Source organism: Agrococcus sp. Marseille-Q4369 (genome assembly GCF_018308945.1).
In the GTDB taxonomy this organism is placed as follows: Bacteria; Actinomycetota; Actinomycetes; order Actinomycetales; family Microbacteriaceae; genus Agrococcus.
Genome location: NZ_CP070501.1, coordinates 196,470 through 214,346 on the forward strand (window position 1 = coordinate 196,470; position 17,877 = coordinate 214,346).

Genomic DNA, 17,877 nt, shown 5'->3' on the forward strand with positions numbered 1-17,877 from the left:
AGTTGGCACTGCTCACGCGTGGCCGTGACCGCTCGCGTGCTGGAGTGACCGCTCGCGCGCGGAAGTGACCGCTCGCGCGCGGAACTGACCGCTCGCGTGCGGAAGTGACCGCTCGCGCGCGGAAGTGACCGCTCGCGCGCGGAAGTGACCGCTCGGGAGCGGGAGGCGCCACGCGGGTGCGGGAGGCGCCACTCAGGTGCGGGAGGCGCCACTCAGGTGCGGGAGGCGCCACTCACTTCGCGGGCGGGGCGGTCGCCTCGCTCGCGATCGCGGCTGCCGGAGCGGGGGAGGGCGCCGCCTTCGGCTTCAGGAGCAGGCCCGCGAGCGGCGGGATCGTGATCGTCGCCGACGCGGGTCGGCCGCCCCACGGCTCGTCGGTCGCGTGGACGGTGCCGAGGTTGCCGACGCCGGAGCCGCCGAACTCGACGGCGTCGGAGTTCACGACCTCCTCCCACTCGCCCGCGAACGGCAGCCCCATCCGGTAGCCCTCGATCGGGCGCCCGGAGAAGTTGACGATCGCCGCGACCGGGTCGCGATCGGCGCCCCAGCGCAGGAACGCCACGACGTTGTCGGAGGAGTTGCCCCCGTCGATCCACTCGAATCCGCCCGGCTCGTTGTCGCGCAGCCAGAGCGCCTCGGTCTCGCGGTAGACGCGGTTGAGCTGGCCGACGAGCGACATGAGGCCGCGGTGCACCGGCTGGTCGAGGATCCACCAGTCGAGGCCGCGCGCCTCGCTCCACTCGCTCGGCTGCCCGAACTCCTGCCCCATGAACAGCAGCTGCTTGCCCGGGTGCGCCCACATGAACGTCAGGTAGGCGCGCACCGAGGCGAGCTTCTGCCACTGGTCGCCGGGCATCTTGTTCAGCAGCGAGCCCTTGCCGTGCACGACCTCGTCGTGGCTGATCGGCAGCACGAACTGCTCCGAGAACGCGTAGAGGAACGAGAACGTGATGTCGCCGTGGTGGTGCGAGCGGTACATCGGATCGACCGCCATGTACTGGAGCGTGTCGTGCATCCAGCCCATGTTCCACTTGAGCCCGAAGCCGAGCCCGTCGACGTCCGTCGGCTTCGTGACGCCCGGCCACGAGGTTGACTCCTCGGCGATCATGACGATGCCGGGGCACCGGCGGTACACCGTCGCGTTGACCTCCTGCAGGAGCGAGATCGCCTCGAGGTGCTCGCGCCCGCCGTGCACGTTCGGCAGCCACTCGCCGTCGTTGCGCGAGTAGTCGAGGTAGAGCATCGAGGCGACCGCGTCGACGCGCAGGCCGTCGATGTGGAACTCCTCCATCCAGTAGACGGCGTTCGCGACGAGGAAGTTCTTCACCTCCGGCCGTCCGAAGTCGAACACGTGCGTGCCCCAGTCGGGCTGGTCGCCGCGGCGCGGGTCGGGGTGCTCGTAGAGCGGCCGGCCGTCGAAGCGCGCGAGCGCCCACTCGTCCTTCGGGAAGTGGCCGGGCACCCAGTCCATGATCACGCCGTAGCCGGCGCGGTGCAGCCGATCGATGAGGTAGCGCAGGTCGTCCGGGTGGCCGAATCGGCTCGTGGGCGCGTAGTAGCCGGTGACCTGGTAGCCCCACGAGCCGCCGAAGGGGTGCTCGGCGAGCGGCATGAACTCGACGTGCGTGAAGCCCGTCACCTCGAGGTGCTCGATGAGCGCATCGGCCATCTCGCGGTAGTCGAGGCCCGGCCGCCACGAGCCGAAGTGCAGCTCGTAGACCGACATGGGGGTGTTGTGGGGGTCCCTCGCGGCCCGGGACCGCATCCACTCGTCATCGCTCCACGCGAAGCGGCTCGAGCCGATCTTCGACGCGGTCGCGGGCGGCACCTCGGTGTAGCGCGCCATCGGGTCGGCGCGCGTCACCCAGCCGTGGTCGGTGAGGATCTCGTACTTGTAGGCGGCGTGCTCGAGCTCGCCCGGCACGAACAGCTCCCAGACGCCGCTCGCGCCCATCGAGCGCATCGCGTGGCCGCGCCCGACCCAGTCGTTGAAGTCGCCGATGATGCGAACCGCGTGCGCGTTCGGCGCCCATACGGCGAACGTCGCACCCCGCACGCCCTCGTGCTCGCGCAGCCGCGAGCCGAGCACCTTCCACGCCTGCTCGTGGCGGCCCTCGCGCCACAGGTGCAGGTCGAGCTCGCCGAGCGTCGGCGTGAAGCGGTACGGGTCCTCCGCCTCCCACGATCCGCCGTCGCCGTACGTCGTGCGCAGGCGATAGGGGCGGATGGGGCCGCTCACCGTGGCCTCCCACACCCCGTGCCCGAGGTGCTCCATGGGCGTATCGGCCTCACCCACGACCGCGACGCCGTCGGCGAGGTGCCGCACGGTCCGCACGAGGTGCGTGGCGCTGTCGATCGGGTGCGCGCCCAGCAGGTCGTGGGGCAGCGGATGCGCGCCCTCGGCGAGCCGGCGGAGGGTTGCGTCGTCGAGCATCATGCCTCCGATCGTCGTACGTGGATGATGTGCGCGGGCTCGACGAAGGCGTCGAGCCGCACGAAGTTGTGGTCGCTCCACATCCAGGTCTCGCCGCTGATGAGGTCGTGGGCCTCGAACCGGTCGCCGGCCTTGAGGCCCAGCTTCGTCAGGTCGAGGTGCACGGTCGTCTGGCGCGCCGAGTGCGGGTCGACGTTCGCGATCACGATGATCGTGTCGTCCTCGCCGGTCTCGGTGAAGCGGCCCTCGACGCGCTTCGAGTAGACGAGGACCGCGTCGTCGTCCGACCAGTGCACGTCGAGCGCCCACAGCTGGCGGATCGCCGGGTGCTGCGCGCGGATCTCGTTGAGCCGCGTGATGTACGGGGCGATCGTCGTGCCGTTGCGCTCGGCCTGCTCCCAGTCGCGCGGCTTGAACTCGTACTTCTCGTTGTCGATCGCCTCTTCCGCGCCGGGGCGCGCGACCGCTTCGATGAGCTCGTAGCCGGCGTACATGCCCCACGTCGGCACCGCGGTCGCGGCGATCGCCGCGCGCACCTTGAACGCGGGCACGCCGCCGAACTGCAGGTACTCGGTGAGGATGTCGGGGGTGTTGACCCAGAACGCGGGCTTGAACCACGCGGCCTGCTCGCCGGAGACCTCCCGCAGGTACTCCTCGAGCTCGGCCTTCGTGTTGCGCCAGGCGAAGTACGTGTACGACTGCTGGAAGCCGACCTTGCCGAGCGCCTGCATGATCGCGGGCCGGGTGAAGGCCTCCGCGAGGAAGACGATGTCGCCGTGCTCCTCGTTGACCTCGCGGATGGTGCGCTCCCAGAACCAGAGCGGCTTCGTGTGCGGGTTGTCGACGCGGAAGATGCGCACGCCGCACGCGATCCACTGGTCGATGATGCGCCGCACCTCGGCGACGATCCCCTCGGGGTCGTTGTCGAAGTTGACGGGGTAGATGTCCTGGTACTTCTTCGGCGGGTTCTCGGCGAACGCGATCGAGCCGTCGGGGAGGGTCGTGAACCACTCCGGATGCTCGGTGACCCACGGGTGGTCGGGCGCGGCCTGGAGGGCGAGGTCCATCGCGATCTCGAGCCCGGCATCCGCCGCCTTCGCCACGAACGCGCGGAAGTCGTCGATCGTGCCGAGGTCCGGGTGGATCGCGTCGTGACCGCCGTGCTTCGAGCCGATCGCCCACGGGCTGCCCGGGTCGCCCGGCTGCGGCGTGAGGGTGTTGTTGCGGCCCTTGCGGTTGACCTCGCCGATCGGGTGCACGGGCGGCAGGTAGAGCACGTCGAAGCCCATGGCCTTGACGGCCGGCAGGCGCTTGGCGGCCGTCTCGAAGGTGCCGGAGCGCCAGGAGCCGTCGCTGCGCCGCTCGGCGCCCTCGGAGCGCGGGAAGAACTCGTACCAGGCGCCGACGGCCGCGCGCGTGCGCTCGACGCGCAGCTCGAGCTCGGCGGATGCGGTCTCGAGCGACCGCGGGCGGTGGCGGTCGACCGCGTCGAGGATGTCGGGGTCGTTGACGGACGCCCAGCGCTGCAGGATCGGTGCGCGCGAGTCGCCGAGCGCCTTCGCCGCGCCCGCGAGGAGCGTCGCGTCGGCCCCGGTCGCGCCCTTCGCCGCGCGGCTCAGCAGCTGCGCGCCGATCGTGGCCATGAGCTCGGTGTCGATATCGGCCGGGATCTTGATCTCGGCGTTGTGGTGCCACGTCGCCCACTCGTCGGCCCAGGCCTCGACGTGCCATCGCCACGTGCCGCGCTCGTCGACCTGCGCGAGCGCCTGCCAGCGGTCGAAGCCGTCGCCGAGCGGCTCCATCGGCACGCGCCGCTCGCGCCCGGAGGGGGAGCGCAGCACGAGCGTCACGCCGATGCGGTCGTGACCCTCGCGGAACGCGACCGCGCGGAACGGGATCACGTCGCCCTCCACCGCCTTCGCGGGGAACGTGTTCCCGGGCTGCTGCGGGTACAGGTCGAGCACCGGGATCCGGCCGGACAGGACATCCATCTGCTTCGCCACGAGCACAACCTACCCATCGCTCCTGCGAGCGCGCGGACAGTCGCCGACTAGGCTCTGGACACGTGAGAGCGATTCGCAAGTTCACCGTCCGCACGTCCCTCCCCGAGCGACTGCGCCGCCTCGAGCAGCTGGCCTCGAACCTGCGCTGGTCGTGGCACGAGCCGACCCGCGAGCTCTTCCGCGAGATCTCGCTCGAGGGCTGGCGCGCGACCGGGCACGACCCGCTGCAGCTGCTGGGCTGGGTCGGCACCGAGCGGCTGGGCCAGCTCGCCGCCGACGACGCCTTCGTCGCCCGCGTCGACGCGCTCGCCGACGAGCTCGACGACTACCTGTCGCAAGCGCGCTGGTACCAGTCGCTCGAGGACGTGCCCGAGTCGATCGCGTACTTCTCGCCCGAGTTCGGCATCACGAGCGCGCTGCCGCAGTACTCCGGCGGCCTCGGCATCCTCGCGGGCGACCACCTCAAGGCCGCGAGCGACCTCGGGGTGCCGATCGTCGGCGTCGGCCTCTTCTACCAGGCCGGCTACTTCAAGCAGGCGATCTCGCGCGAGGGCTGGCAGCAGGAGGCCTACCCCGTGCTCGATCCCGACGGCCTGCCGCTCACCATCCTGCGGCGCCCCGACGGCGAGCACGCGACCGTCTCGATCGCCCTGCCGGGCGGCCGCACGCTCCACGCGCGCATCTGGCAGGCCACCATCGGCCGCGTGCCGCTCCTCCTGCTCGACACGAACATCCACGAGAACGACGACGACCTGCGCGGCGTCGCCGACCGCCTCTACGGCGGCGGCGGCGAGCACCGGCTGCAGCAGGAGCTGCTGCTCGGCATCGGCGGCGTGCGCGCCCTCGACGTCTACAGCGAGCTCACGGGCGCGCCGCGGCCGGGCGTCTTCCACTCGAACGAGGGCCACGCCGGCTTCCTCGGCGTCGAGCGCATGTCGCAGCTCATCTCGCGCGAGGGCCTCGGCTTCGACGAGGCGCTCGCGGTCGTGCGCGCCGGCACGGTCTTCACGACCCACACGCCCGTGCCCGCGGGCATCGACCGCTTCGACGTCGAGCTCGTGCGCAGCCACCTGACGGGCGAGCTCGTGCCCGGCATCGACGTCGACCGCGTGCTCGCGCTCGGCCGCGAGAGCGACCCGAACATCTTCAACATGGCGCAGCTCGGCTTCTCGATCGCGCAGCGCGCGAACGGCGTCTCGAAGCTCCACGGCGCCGTGAGCCGCTCGATGTTCCAGGACCGCTGGCCCGGCTTCGACACCGACGAGCTGCCGATCACGTCCGTGACCAACGGCGTGCACGCATCCACCTGGACCTCGCCCGTGCTCAAGCACCTCGCCGAGCGCGAGCTCGGCACGCTCGACACGACGCGCTGCGACTGGGCCTCCGACGCCGTCTCGGACGAGACGATCTGGGCGGCGCGCAACGAGATGCGCCGGCAGACGATCGAGGACGCGCGCGCCCGCACGCGCGTCAAGCACGAGCGCAACGAGGGCGTCGCCCCGCGCTGGATCGACGAGATGCTCGACCCCGACGTGCTGACGATCGGGTTCGCGCGCCGCGTGCCGACCTACAAGCGGCTCACGCTCATGCTCCACGACCGCGACCGGCTGCGGGCGCTGCTCACGCACCCCGAGCGCCCCGTGCAGCTCATCATCGCGGGCAAGTCGCACCCGGCCGACGAGGCCGGCAAGGGCCTCATCCAGGAGCTCGTGCGCTTCTCGCAGGAGCCCGAGGTGCGCGGCCGCATCGTCTTCCTCGAGAACTACGACATCTCGATGGCGAAGTCGCTCTACCCGGGCTGCGACGTGTGGCTCAACAACCCGCTGCGGCCGCTCGAGGCGTGCGGCACGTCGGGCATGAAGGCGGCGCTCAACGGCTCGCTCAACCTGTCGATCCTCGACGGCTGGTGGGACGAGTACTTCGACGGCAAGAACGGCTGGGCGATCCCGTCGGCGCACGAGCAGATGGATGCGGCGCAGCGCGACGCGTTCGAGGCCAACGCGCTCTACGAGATCATCGAGCACCAGGTCGCGCCGCGCTTCTACGAGCGCGACGAGCGCGGCCTGCCGACCGCGTGGATCGAGTCGATCCGCCACACGCTCGCGACCCTGAGCCCCGAGCTCTCGGCCGAGCGGATGCTCGCCGAGTACGTCTCGCGGCTCTACGCGCCCGCGGCGCGCGCCTCGGCGCTCGCGACGGCCGACGGCCACCGGGCGGGGCGCGAGCTCGCGGCGTTCACGCGGCGGATGCGGGAGTCGTTCGGGCGCATCGAGGTGCGCCACGTCGAGGTCGAGGGGGTCGACACGCCCCCGATCATCGGCGACACCGTGCTCGTGCGCGCCTACGTCGCGCTCGACGGCATCCCGGAGTCGGACGTCAAGGTCGAGGTCGTCGCCGGCAGGATCACCGAGGAGGGGGAGCTGCGCAGCACGCGTCGCTACGCGCTCGAGCCCGTCGCGGTCGAGGGCGACGCGCACCGCTTCGAGGTGCGGGTGCAGCTCCCGGTCGCCGGCACCTTCGGCTACACCGTGCGCGTCGTGCCGCAGCACCCGATGCTCGACTCCGAGGTCGAGCTCGGGCTCGTCGCCTACGCGAAGGGCTGACCGCTCGGGGAGCCCTGCTCGGTCGTCGGGGCCGACGGCGGCGTGCGGTAGCGCGCGACCGTCGGCTCCGGCGCTCCGGCCGCGGGCATCCCGTGCACGGCGTAGACGCGCAGGCTCATGGGCGTGATCGAGATCTCGCCGCCCGGCGCGACGAGCTCGTCGCCCGCGCCGTCGAGCGCCGAGTCCCACAGCAGCTCGAAGCCGGTCGCGCCGTCGGCCTCCGGCACCACGACGATCCGCTCGCGCGGCGAGCCGTGGAAGACGACGAGCACGCGCGAGTAGGGCTCGTCGACCGACGTCGACTCGGCGAGCATCTGCATCGTGCGGTCGTGGGAGTGGTCCCAGTCGTCGATCGTCATGTGCAGGCCGTCGGCGTTGTACCAGTCGAGGCGCGAGGCGCCCGCGACGCGCTGGCCGCCCTGGCCGTACTCGCGGGGCCGCAGCGCAGGGTGATCGCGCCGCAGCCGCACCAGGCGCTTCGTCTGCTCGAGGAACGCGACCTGCCAGTCCTCGAGCTCCCATCGCATCCACGTGAGGGCCGAGTCCTGGTTGTAGGCGTTGTTGTTGCCGCGCTGGGTGCGCCCGATCTCGTCGCCCATCGTCAGCATCGGGAGGCCGGCCGAGACGAGCAGCGTGCCGAGCAGGTTGCGCATCGACTTCCGGCGGTCGAGCTCGATGCCGATGTCGTCGCTCGGCCCCTCGACGCCGTGGTCGAAGGAGCGGTTGTCGTCGGCGCCGTCGCGGCCGTCCTCGCCGTTGGCCTCGTTGTGCTTGCGGTCGTAGCGCACGAGGTCGGCGAGCGTGAACCCGTCGTGCGCGGTGATGAAGCTCACGCTCTCGACGGGTCCGCGCTCGGAGGCGAACAGGCCCTCCGAGCCCGAGACGGCGTGCGCGAGCGGGCCGACGCCCGTCGCGCCGTCGCCGCCCTGCCGGAAGGAGCGGTAGTCGCTGAGCCAGAACTGCCGGGCGGTATCGCGGAAGCGGTCGTTCCACTCTGAGAAGCCGGTGGGGAAGCGGCCGGTCTGCCAGCCGTCGGGGCCGATGTCCCACGGCTCGGCGATCATCGTCGCCCCCGAGAGCGCGGGGTCGGCGAGGATGCGCTGCAGCAGCGGGTGCCGAGGGTCGAAGGCGCCGTCGGCGCCCCGCCCGAGCGTGACCGCGAGGTCGAAGCGGAAGCCGTCGATCTGCATCTCGCGGTGCCAGTAGCGCAGCGAGTCGAGCACGAGCTCCTGCGCCGCGGGCTCGGAGGCGTCGAGGGTGTTGCCGCAGCCGGTCCAGTCGATGGGCCGTCCTTCGTCGTCGAGGCGGTAGTACGACGCGTTGTCGATGAGCCGCAGGCTCGACGGCGGGCCGTCGGCGCCCTCCTCCGACGTGTGGTTGTAGACGACGTCGAGGAAGACCTGCAGCCCCGCCTCGTGCAGCAGGCGCACCATGCCCTTGACCTCGCGCAGCACGCCGCCCGTGCCGTCGAACTGCGCTTGCCGCGAGGCGTAGGCGCTGTGCGGCGCGAACCAGCTGAGCGAGTTGTAGCCCCAGTGGTTGACCCTGCCCTGGCGGATCAGGCGCTGCTCGGAGACGAACAGGTGGATCGGCAGCAGCTGCACGGTCGTGACGCCGAGCTCCTGCAGGTACCGGATGGTCGACGGATGCGCGAGGCCCGCGTAGGTGCCGCGGAGCTCGAGCGGCATGTGGGGGCTCAGCTTCGTCATGCCCTTGACGTGCGCCTCGTAGATCACCTGCCGGTCGCGGCGGACGCGCGGCCGCGGGGCGTCGCCCCAGTCGAAGGCGTCGTCGGTGACCGTCGCGCGGTGCTGGCCGTGGGGCGTGCGCACGATGCCGCGCGCGTGCGGCGGGATGGCGTTCCGCGCCGGATCGAAGGCGTGCCCGGGCCCCACCGGCCCCTCCACGCCGATCGCGTACGGGGTGCCGACCTGCAGCAGCTCGGTGTCGATCGTGAACTCGTCGCCGACGCGCTCCATCGGGAGCGCGTGCAGCAGCCAGTCGGGGTCGCCCGCGTCGAACACCCGCAGCTCCATCGTCGTCGCGTGGCGCGACCAGACGGTGAGCCGGTGGCCGATCGCGGTGCGCGCGATGCCCCGCACCCGCTCGTCGCCCGCACTCACGCGCTCTAGGGTAGGGGAGCGTGCACCAGTTCGATCACGCCGCCGCGACGCCGATGCGCGAGTCGGTGCGGCAGGCGCTCGCGACGGCGGAGCCGCTCGCGAACCCCGCGTCGACGCACCGCGAGGGCCAGCGCGCCCGGGCGGTGCTCGAGGAGGCGCGCGAGCGCCTCGCGATCGCCCTCGGGTGCCACCCGACCGAGGTCGTGCTCACCTCCGGCGGCACCGAGTCGATCAACCTCGCGCTCAAGGGCGCGTGGTGGGCGGCTCGCGACGCCGGGGCCGCGGGCGCGATCGTCGTGCCCGTCGCCGAGCACCACGCGACGCTCGACGCCGTCGCGTGGCTCGAGGCGCACGGCGCGCCCGTGCGCTGGGTGGGCGTCGACGAGCACGCGGTGACCGACCTCGACGCCTTCCGGGCGGCGCTCGAGCAGGGCGGCGCCGCGGTCGCGACGGTGCTCGTCGCGAGCAACGAGGTCGGCTCGCTGCAGCCCGTGCGCGAGGCGGCGGATGCGTCGGCGCGCGCGGGCGTGCCCCTCCACCTCGACGCGGTGGGCGCGTTCGGGCACGTGCCGCTGCGGTTCGTGGACTCCGGCGCGTCGCTCATGAGCGTCGCGAGCCACAAGCTCGGCGGCCCGCACGGCGTCGGCGCGCTCGTCGTCGGCCGCGATGTGCGGATCGAGGCGCTCCACCACGGCGGCGGGCAGCAGCGCGGCCTCCGCTCCGGCACGCAGGACGCGCTCGGGGCCTCGCTCTTCGCGCTCGCTGCGGAGGAGGCGCTCGCCGAGCTCGACGCCGAGGCGACGCGCCTCGCGGCCCTCACCGACCGCATCCGCTCGCTCGCCTCGTCGCTGCCGGGCGTGCGGATCCTCACGGCCGACGAGCGGCTGCCGCACATCGCGCACCTCGTGGTCGAGGGCGCGAGCGGCGAGGCGCTGCAGTTCCTGCTCGACGAGGCGGGCTTCGCGGTCTCGAACGGCTCGGCGTGCTCCGCGGGCGTCGCTCGCGAGTCGCACGTCGTGCGCGCGTGCGGCGTCGAGGGCGCGGCGCCGCTGCGGCTCTCGCTCGGTCGCACGACGACCGAGGCAGAGGTCGAGGCGCTGCTCGCAGCGCTGCCGAGCGCCGTCGAGCGCGCGCGCTCGCTCGGCTGAGCGCGCGCCCGCTTCAGCGCTCGCGCTCGCGCAGCTCTGCTGCGGCATCGTCCGCTGCCGTGCCGGTCGTCGCGGCGTCGGCGGCAGCCCGGCCGCGCTCCCGCCGCTCGCCGGCCTCGACCGCGATCGCGGCGATGAGCGCGCCGATCGCGTCGGCGACGAGGTCGGTGAGCGTGTCCTCGTAGCCGACGCCGATGTCGGGCGTGATGAACGCGTGGCCCGCCCACTCGCCGAGCTCCCACAGCAGGCCCAGCATCGCGACCGCCGTCGTCACGTGCAGCACGCGGGCCGCGCGGCCGCCCGGTTCCGCCGGCAGCAGTCCCGAGCGCAGCAGGATCGTGCGGGTCAGCAGCGCGAGCACCGCGCCGCTCGCGAGGTGCGACGCGAGGTCGAGGCCCGGCACGACCTGGTACGCGCCGATCGCCGCGAACCAGGCGGAGCCGCCGAGCACCGCTTGCCCGACGACGTCGGCGGGCACGCTCATGCGGGCGAAGCGCAGCGCCATCGTGCCGCCGAGCGCGAGCAGCATCGCCGCGGCAGCCGGGCCGCTCGCGACGAGGTAGGCCGCAGGCACCGAGACGGCGATCGCGACGCGCAGCCAGTCGGTGGGCAGCCAGCGGTCCTGCCCCTCGAGCCAGCTCACCGCCGCTCCTCCCGCTCGAGCAGGCCGCGGCCCGAGACCCGGTGCAGCCAGCGGCGGCCGGCCGAGCCGTCGATCGCCCAGTTGCGGCGGAAGGTGCGCATCGCCATCGCGACGCGGCCCCGCGCGGCGGCTCGGCTGTGGAACATGCGCCCCTCGGCGCCGACCTGCAGCCGCGGCTCGAAGCGCAGCCGAGCGCGCGGGCCGAGCCGCATCGTCAGGTCGAGGTCGTCGTGCACGCTCGCGTCGCGCCGCTCGACGTCGGCCGAGACCGCCGCCCACGCCGTGCGGCGCAGCGCCATGTTCGAGCCCCACAGCGGCACGTTCGCGATCGCCGCGCCGCTCGCGCCGAATGTGCCGGCGGCGTAGGCGAGGCTCGCGATCCCGCGCCACGCTCGCGGCAGGTCGACGAACCGGCCGGGGCCGGTGAGCCCGTCGAGCGCCGGGTCGGCGTCGAAGGCGTCCCGGATGCGCTCGATCCAGTCGGTGGGGACGATCGAGTCGGCGTCGCAGCGCGCGATGACGTCGCCGATCGCCGCGTCGTAGCCCGCGGCCGCCGCCGCCGGGATGCCGCGCACCGGCTCCTCCACGACGCGCGCGCCGGCGGCGCGCGCGACGTCGGCCGAGCCGTCGGCGCTGCCGTTGTCGACCACGACCACCTCGAGCGGCGCGACCGACTGCGCGGCGAGCCGCTCGAGGCAGCGCGCGAGCGCGCGCTCGTCGTCGAGCACGGGGATCACGACCGAGATCGTGAGCGGCGCAGCGGTCACGCAGACAGCCTGGCACCTCCGGCCACGAGATCGCTGGTGCTCGATAGCCTTGTCGGCATGAAGGTGCTGGCCGCGATGTCCGGCGGGGTCGACTCCGCCGTCGCCGCCGCGCGCGCCGTCGACGCCGGGCACGAGGTCGTCGGCGTCCACCTCGCGCTCAGCCGCATGCCCGGCACGCTCCGCACCGGCAGCCGCGGCTGCTGCACCGTCGAGGACGCGATGGATGCGCGGCGCGTCGCCGACCGGCTCGGCATCCCGTTCTACGTGTGGGACTTCTCCGAGCGCTTCGCAGACGCCGTCGTGCAGGACTTCGTCGACGAGTACGCCGCGGGCCGCACGCCGAACCCATGCCTGAGGTGCAACGAGAGGATCAAGTTCGAGGCGCTCCTGGATCGCGCGATCGGGCTCGGGTTCGACCGCGTCGTCACCGGGCACTACGCGCGCGTCGAGCGCTCCGAGCGCGGTGCCGAGCTGCACCGCGCCGCCGACTGGGCGAAGGACCAGTCGTACGTGCTCGGCGTGCTCACCGCCGCGCAGCTCGAGCACTGCTGGTTCCCGCTCGCCGAGACCCCGACGAAGGCCGAGGTGCGCGCCGAGGCGGCGGAGCGCGGGTTCCTGCTCGCGCAGAAGCCCGACAGCCACGACATCTGCTTCATCCCCGACGGCGACACCCGCGGCTTCCTCGCGGATCGGCTCGGCGCCGAGCCGGGCGAGATCGTCGACCGCGACGGCCGCGTCGTCGGCTCGCACGAGGGTGTGCACGGCTACACCGTCGGCCAGCGCCGCGGCATGTCGCTCGGCGTGCCCTCGCCCGACGGCCGGCCGCGCTTCGTGCTCGAGGTCAAGCCGCAGTCGCGGCAGCTCGTCGTCGGCCCCAAGGAGGCGCTCGCGGTCGTGCGCCTCGCCGGCACCCGCATCTCCCACGCCGGCGCACCGCATCCGCAGCTCGCCGACGGCATGCACGTCGAGGTGCAGATCCGCGCGCACGCGGACCCTGTGCCGGCCTTCGCGCGCATGGTCGGCCACGAGCTCGTCATCGACCCGGCCGAGCCCCTCTCCGGCGTCGCGACCGGGCAGTCGGCCGTGCTCTACGACGGCACGCGCGTGCTCGGGCAGGTCACGATCGACCGCACCCTGGCCGCTGACGCTGCAGAGCACCTCGCCGAGGCGGGCGCCGCGTGACCGCGCTCGACGAGCTGCTCGCGCTCGAGCGAGCGGGCTGGCGCTCGCTGTGCGAGTCGACCGGCGACGAGTTCTACGGTCGGCTCATGACCGACGACGGCCTGATGGTGCTCGTCGACGGATCGGTGCTCGACCGCGCAGCGGTCGTCGCCTCGCTCGGGCAAGCGCCGCCATGGGCGACGTTCGAGATCCGCGAGCCGCGCATCGTCACCCTCGGCGCGGAGTCGGCTGCGCTCGTCTACACCGGCGTCGCGCGGCGCGACGGCACCGACTTCGTCGGCCGCATGTCGAGCGCGTACGTGCGGGTCGACGATGCGTGGCGGCTCGCGCTCTACCAGCAGTCGCTCGCCGGCCCCGACGGAGGCTGAGCGAGGCTCCGGCTAGTGCCCGACGTGCTCGTCGACATCGAGCACGACGCCGTGCTCGCCGTGCGGCTGCGCGAAGGCGCCCGCGTGCGTGCCGGTGAGCGCGATGGTCGCGACGGGCGCGACGACGACCGCGGCGCCGACGAGCACGAGCAGCGACGCGATCGGTGCCGGAGCCCGCGTCGCGCGCGACCGGCGCGCGAGCAGGCCGGCGGCGGTGAGCGCGAGCGCCGACTCGGCGAGCATCGGCCCGAGCGGCAGGGATGCGGCTGGGTCGCGAACCAGGAGCAGCGTCGCGAGCCACGCGAGGGTCGGGAGTAGCAGCGGTGCCGCGACGGCGGCGACCGCGAGCTTCGCACCGCGGAGCGCGAGCACCGAGACGATCGCCTGGCCGACGCCCGCTGCGAGGAGCGGCACGGCGAGCCACAGCGGGGCGGCGGCGCCCACCGCGAGTGCGATGAGCGCCGCGCCCAGCGCGGCGATGGCGCCGCCGAGCTGCGCCAGTGACGCCATCGGCTCGTCTAGACGGCCGCGCGGCGCGACGTCGTGTCGCGGTCGAGCGCGAGGCCGACGCCGAGCAGCACGATCGCCGAGCCGAGGTGCAGGAAGTGGTCGGGCGTGTTGAGGGCGAGGATGTTCGCCGCCGTGTCGACGATGAAGAAGCCCACGATGCCGACGAGCAGGTAGACCGCGCCGACGATGACGTTCACGCGCTTGGCCGCTGCGGTGCTGCGCAGGCCCGCGAGCAGGAGCGCCGCGCCGATCGCGAGGTGGACGATGTTGTGCAGGTGGTTCACCTGGAACACGCCGAGCAGCAGGCCACCCTCCTCGCCGACGATGTTCGTGCCGGCGACGAAGAGGCCCATGAGGCCGACGAGCAGGTAGACGGCGCCGAAGATGGTGGCGACGAGGCGATTCGGTGAGCGGGACATTGCTTCCTTCCTAGAGGTCCGGCCGGCGGTGGGGTGCCCGTCTCGGTGACGTGCGCCGGTCGTGCTGGGTTCGGAGCCCGGGCACGGCCGGATTGCCCGGATGCCGCCGGCCTCCCTGTGGGTCGCTGTGTGCAGAATGAACGCATGGTGGGAATCGGTGCAGAGGGCTCGCTCAGCGACGCGAACGAGCGGGCGCAGGAGCTGCGAGCGCGGATCGAGGAGGCGAGCGCCGCCTACTACGACCGCGACGCCTCGATCATGTCCGACGCAGAGTACGACGCGCTCGTGCGGGAGCTCGACGCGCTCGAGCGGGAGCACCCCGAGCTGCAGAGCCAGGACTCGCCCACGCAGTCGGTGCAGGGCGGCACGACGAGCGGGCTGCCGACGATCCCGCACCGCGAGCGCATGCTGAGCCTCGACAACGTCTTCTCGATCGAGGAGCTGCGCGAGTGGTGCGCGAAGACCGAGGCGGCTGCCGGGCGCGACGTCGCGTGGCTCACCGAGCTCAAGATCGACGGCCTCGCGATCGCGCTGCGCTACGAGCGCGGCGTGCTCACCTCGGCCGCGACGCGCGGCGATGGCCGGGTCGGCGAGGTCGTCACGACCAACGCGCTGCGGGTCGCAGGCATCCCCGAGCGACTCGCGGGCGACGGCCACCCCGAGCTCGTCGAGGTGCGCGGCGAGGTCTTCATCCCGGTCGCCGCCTTCGAGCGGCTCAACGCCCTGCAGGCCGAGCTGCGCGAGCGCTCCATCGCCGAGGACCGCGCGAAGTGGGAGAAGCGGCCGGCGGCGAGCCGCGGCGAGTTCGACGAGGAGCGCGCCGCCGATCGCGCCGCGAAGCGCTTCCCCGCGTTCGCGAACCCCCGGAACGCCGCCTCCGGCGGCCTGCGCCAGCAGCTCGAGAAGAAGACCGGGCTCGAGCGGGAGGCGGGCGAGGCGCGCATCGAGGCGCTCGCGATGTTCGTGCACGGCTTCGGCGCGTGGGGCGACCCGCCCGTCCGGGCGCAGAGCGAGGTCTACGGCCTGCTCGAGTCGTGGGGCTTGCCGACGAGCCCGCACGTCGAGGTGCTCCGCGGCGTCGACGACGTCGTGGGCTACGTCGAGCGCTTCGGCGAGCAGCGGCACTCGGTCGAGCACCAGCTCGACGGCATCGTCGTGAAGGTCGACGAGCTCTCGCTCCACGCCGAGCTCGGGATCACGAGCCGCGCGCCGCGCTGGGCGATCGCCTACAAGTACCCGCCGGAGGAGGTGCACACGAAGCTGCTCGACATCGTCGTGAGCGTCGGCCGCACCGGCCGGGCGACGCCCTACGCCAACATGGCGCCCGTGCAGGTCGCGGGCTCCGTCGTGCGGCAGGCGACCCTCCACAACCAGGACGTCGTGCGCGTCAAGGGCGTGCTCATCGGCGACACCGTCGTGCTGCGGAAGGCCGGCGACGTGATCCCGGAGGTGCTCGGACCGGTCGTCGAGCTGCGCGACGGCACCGAGCGCGAGTTCGTCATGCCCGAGGGCTGCCCCGAGTGCGGCACGACGCTGCGCCCGATGAAGGAGGGCGACATCGACCTCCGCTGCCCGAACGCGAAGGACTGCCCTGCGCAGGTGCGGGGGCGCGTCGAGCACATCGGCAGCCGCGGCGCGCTCGACATCGAGGCGCTCGGGGAGGTGACGGCGGCGGCGCTCACGCAGCCGCGCGTGCCGGCCGAGCCGCCGCTGCCGACCGAGGCGGGCCTGTTCGCCCTCACCCTCGAGCAGCTCGTGCCGATCGAGGTCGTCGTGCGCGACGCCGAGACGGGGCAGCCGAAGCTCGACGACGACGGCGAGCCCGTCGTGCGCCGCCCGTTCCAGGTCGTCCGCCGCGAGTACCCGGCGGGGGCCGAGTCGATGACGCCCGCGGAGCGGCGGAAAGCGGGCATCAAGCAGGTTGAGGTCGCGCATCCGTCGAAGCAGGCCGAGACGCTGCTCGCCGAGCTCGAGCGAGCCAAGACGAAGGACCTCTGGCGGCAGCTCGTCTCGCTCAACATCCGCCACGTCGGTCCGGTCGCCGCGCGCGCGCTCGCCGGCTGGTTCGGGTCGCTCGAGGCGATCGAGGCCGCGACCCCCGCCGAGCTCGCCGAGGTCGAGGGCGTCGGCCCGATCATCGCCGACGCGGTCGTGGAGTGGCTCGCGGTCGACTGGCACCGCGAGATCGTCGACGCCTGGCGCGCAGCGGGCGTGCGCTTCGCGACCCCGGGTCACCCCGGTCCCGGCGCGGCAGCCGAGCGCGGCGGCGTGCTCGTCGGCCTCACGGTCGTCGCGACCGGCTCGCTCGAGGGCTACTCGCGCGAGGGCGCCGAGGAGGCGATCATGGCCGCCGGCGGCAAGGCCGCCTCGAGCGTGTCGAAGAAGACCGACTTCGTCGCCGCCGGCCCCGGCGCGGGCTCGAAGCTCGCGAAGGCCGAGTCGCTCGGCGTGCGCATCATCGACGCCGCGCAGTTCCACCTGCTCGTCACCGAGGGCCCCGACGCGCTCCCGGCGCCGTGATCGACCGGCTCGCGATCGAGGGCTATCGCTCGATCCGCTCGCTCGTTCTCGACCTGGGGCAGCTCACGGTCGTGACGGGCCGCAACGGCAGCGGCAAGTCGAGCCTGTATCGCGCGCTGCGCCTGCTCGCCGCGGCGGGGCGGGCGCACGCGGTGGGCGAGCTCGCCCTCGACGGGGGACTGGATGCGGTGCGCTGGGCGGGCCCGGAGCGGATCGCCCGCGCGGTGCGCGATGGCGGGCCTACGCAGGGCCTCATCCGCACGGGTCCCGTCGCGCTCAGGCTCGGCTTCGCCTCGATCGAAGGGCTCGGCTACGCGATCGACCTCGGGCTGCCGATCCCCGAGCAGAGCCTCTTCGACCGCGACCCCCACATCAAGCAGGAGCACGTCTTCGCTGGCCCCGACCCGCGGCCGGCGAGCGTGCTCGTCGAGCGCCGCGGGCCGCTCGCGCGCGTGCGCGGCGACGACGGCTGGCGCGAGCTGACACGTGGCCTCCGGACGTGGGAGTCGGTCCTCGACGAGCATGCGGGTGCGGCCGACGCGGCGGAGCTCGCGGGCGTGCGGCGTTCGATGCGCCAGTGGCGCTTCCACGACGCGCTCCGCACCGACGCGGGCTCACCCGCGCGGCAGCCGCAGGTCGGCACGCGCAGTCCGCGGCTCGACGACGACGGCGCCAACCTCGCCGCCGTCCTGCGCACGTCGATCGAGGGCGGCTTCGATCGCGACATCGAGCGCGCCGTCGCCGACGCCTTCGACGGCTCGCGGCTCGAGACGGTGATGGTCGAGGGTCGCATGACGCCCGCGCTCCGCCAGCCGGGCATGCTGCGCCTCCTCACCGCCGCCGAGCTCTCCGACGGCACGCTGCAGTTCCTGCTGCTGCTCGCCGCCCTCACCTCGCTCGAGCGGCCGAGCCTCGTGGTGCTCAACGAGCCCGAGCGCAGCCTGCACGCCGAGCTCATCGCGCCGCTCGCATCCCTCATCCGCCGCGCGGCCGAGCAGACGCAAGTCGTCGTGGTCACGCACCAGCAGCAGCTCGTCGACGCGCTCGGCGGCACGCTCGTCGAGCTCGAGAAGCAGCACGGCGAGACGCTCGTCGCCGGCCGCGAGGGTCCGCTCGACCAGCCGCGTTGGCACTGGCCGAAGCGCTGACGCGCTGCG

General features: G+C 73.3%; 13 protein-coding genes. 6 read left to right on the top strand and 7 right to left on the bottom strand.

The annotated features are described in order from the left end of the window. Positions 1-232: 232 nt before the first annotated feature. On the bottom strand, positions 233-2,437 hold the full coding sequence (gene glgB / locus JSQ78_RS13755; protein ID WP_249295789.1) for a 1,4-alpha-glucan branching protein GlgB: 2,205 nt from the start codon (positions 2,435-2,437) through the stop codon (positions 233-235). Beyond that, on the bottom strand, positions 2,434-4,425 hold the full coding sequence (locus JSQ78_RS13760) for an alpha-1,4-glucan--maltose-1-phosphate maltosyltransferase (protein WP_249295965.1): 1,992 nt from the start codon (positions 4,423-4,425) through the stop codon (positions 2,434-2,436). The genes glgB and JSQ78_RS13760 overlap by 4 nt, the downstream gene beginning before the upstream one ends. Positions 4,426-4,499: 74 nt before the next feature. On the opposite strand from JSQ78_RS13760, the gene glgP reads away from it, so the two are divergent. Next, positions 4,500-7,040 carry an alpha-glucan family phosphorylase gene (gene glgP / locus JSQ78_RS01090; protein WP_211448721.1) on the top strand — a complete coding sequence of 847 codons (2,541 nt, stop codon included), beginning with the start codon at positions 4,500-4,502 and terminating at the stop codon, positions 7,038-7,040. On the opposite strand, the gene JSQ78_RS01095 is transcribed toward glgP, so the two are convergent. Further along, positions 7,025-9,163, bottom strand: a complete 2,139-nt coding sequence (locus JSQ78_RS01095; RefSeq protein WP_211448723.1) for a glycogen debranching protein — start codon at positions 9,161-9,163, stop codon at positions 7,025-7,027. The two genes, glgP and JSQ78_RS01095, sit on opposite strands and share 16 nt — an antisense overlap. A gap of 20 nt (positions 9,164-9,183) precedes the next feature. On the opposite strand from JSQ78_RS01095, the gene JSQ78_RS01100 reads away from it, so the two are divergent. Further along, positions 9,184-10,311 (top strand): cysteine desulfurase family protein, encoded by a 1,128-nt coding sequence (locus JSQ78_RS01100; RefSeq protein WP_249295791.1) that lies wholly within the window; start codon positions 9,184-9,186, stop codon positions 10,309-10,311. A gap of 13 nt (positions 10,312-10,324) precedes the next feature. Here JSQ78_RS01100 and JSQ78_RS01105 read toward each other — a convergent pair whose 3' ends face one another. Continuing rightward, positions 10,325-10,954, bottom strand: coding sequence for a DUF2238 domain-containing protein (locus tag JSQ78_RS01105; RefSeq protein ID WP_211448725.1), 630 nt, complete (start codon positions 10,952-10,954; stop codon positions 10,325-10,327). Then, the gene (locus JSQ78_RS01110; protein ID WP_249295793.1) at positions 10,951-11,721 is read right to left on the bottom strand and encodes a glycosyltransferase family 2 protein; all 771 of its coding nucleotides are present in this window, start codon (positions 11,719-11,721) and stop codon (positions 10,951-10,953) included. Before JSQ78_RS01110 ends, JSQ78_RS01105 begins: the two co-directional genes overlap by 4 nt. Before the next feature lie 57 nt (positions 11,722-11,778). Between JSQ78_RS01110 and mnmA the strand changes: the two genes are divergently transcribed. Beyond that, positions 11,779-12,903, top strand: coding sequence for a tRNA 2-thiouridine(34) synthase MnmA (gene mnmA / locus JSQ78_RS01115; protein ID WP_211448727.1), 1,125 nt, complete (start codon positions 11,779-11,781; stop codon positions 12,901-12,903). Then, positions 12,900-13,271, top strand: a complete 372-nt coding sequence (locus tag JSQ78_RS01120; RefSeq protein ID WP_211448728.1) for a nuclear transport factor 2 family protein — start codon at positions 12,900-12,902, stop codon at positions 13,269-13,271. Before mnmA ends, JSQ78_RS01120 begins: the two co-directional genes overlap by 4 nt. A gap of 12 nt (positions 13,272-13,283) precedes the next feature. Here JSQ78_RS01120 and JSQ78_RS01125 read toward each other — a convergent pair whose 3' ends face one another. Both JSQ78_RS01125 and JSQ78_RS01130 read right to left on the bottom strand, forming a co-directional pair. Next, positions 13,284-13,781 (bottom strand): hypothetical protein, encoded by a 498-nt coding sequence (locus JSQ78_RS01125; RefSeq protein WP_211448730.1) that lies wholly within the window; start codon positions 13,779-13,781, stop codon positions 13,284-13,286. Positions 13,782-13,789: 8 nt separating this feature from the next. After that, the gene (locus JSQ78_RS01130) at positions 13,790-14,200 is read right to left on the bottom strand and encodes a DUF4383 domain-containing protein (RefSeq protein WP_211448732.1); all 411 of its coding nucleotides are present in this window, start codon (positions 14,198-14,200) and stop codon (positions 13,790-13,792) included. A 144-nt stretch (positions 14,201-14,344) separates the two neighbouring features. Here JSQ78_RS01130 and ligA point away from each other — a divergent pair, with 144 nt between their 5' ends. Then, complete coding sequence (ligA, locus tag JSQ78_RS01135) at positions 14,345-16,720, top strand: NAD-dependent DNA ligase LigA (protein WP_211448734.1); 2,376 nt, start codon at positions 14,345-14,347, stop codon at positions 16,718-16,720. Further along, positions 16,717-17,868, top strand: coding sequence for an AAA family ATPase (locus tag JSQ78_RS01140; RefSeq protein WP_026373318.1), 1,152 nt, complete (start codon positions 16,717-16,719; stop codon positions 17,866-17,868). Before ligA ends, JSQ78_RS01140 begins: the two co-directional genes overlap by 4 nt. The last annotated feature ends 9 nt before the right edge of the window (positions 17,869-17,877 follow it).

Coding starts and splice junctions, on each gene's coding strand:
- glgB (WP_249295789.1), bottom strand. CDS start 2,437: ATGATGCTCGACGACGCAACCCTCCGCCGGCTCGCCGAGGGCGCGCAT.
- JSQ78_RS13760 (WP_249295965.1), bottom strand. CDS start 4,425: ATGGATGTCCTGTCCGGCCGGATCCCGGTGCTCGACCTGTACCCGCAG.
- mnmA (WP_211448727.1), top strand. CDS start 11,779: ATGAAGGTGCTGGCCGCGATGTCCGGCGGGGTCGACTCCGCCGTCGCC.
- JSQ78_RS01125 (WP_211448730.1), bottom strand. CDS start 13,781: ATGGCGTCACTGGCGCAGCTCGGCGGCGCCATCGCCGCGCTGGGCGCG.
- JSQ78_RS01130 (WP_211448732.1), bottom strand. CDS start 14,200: ATGTCCCGCTCACCGAATCGCCTCGTCGCCACCATCTTCGGCGCCGTC.
- ligA (WP_211448734.1), top strand. CDS start 14,345: ATGGTGGGAATCGGTGCAGAGGGCTCGCTCAGCGACGCGAACGAGCGG.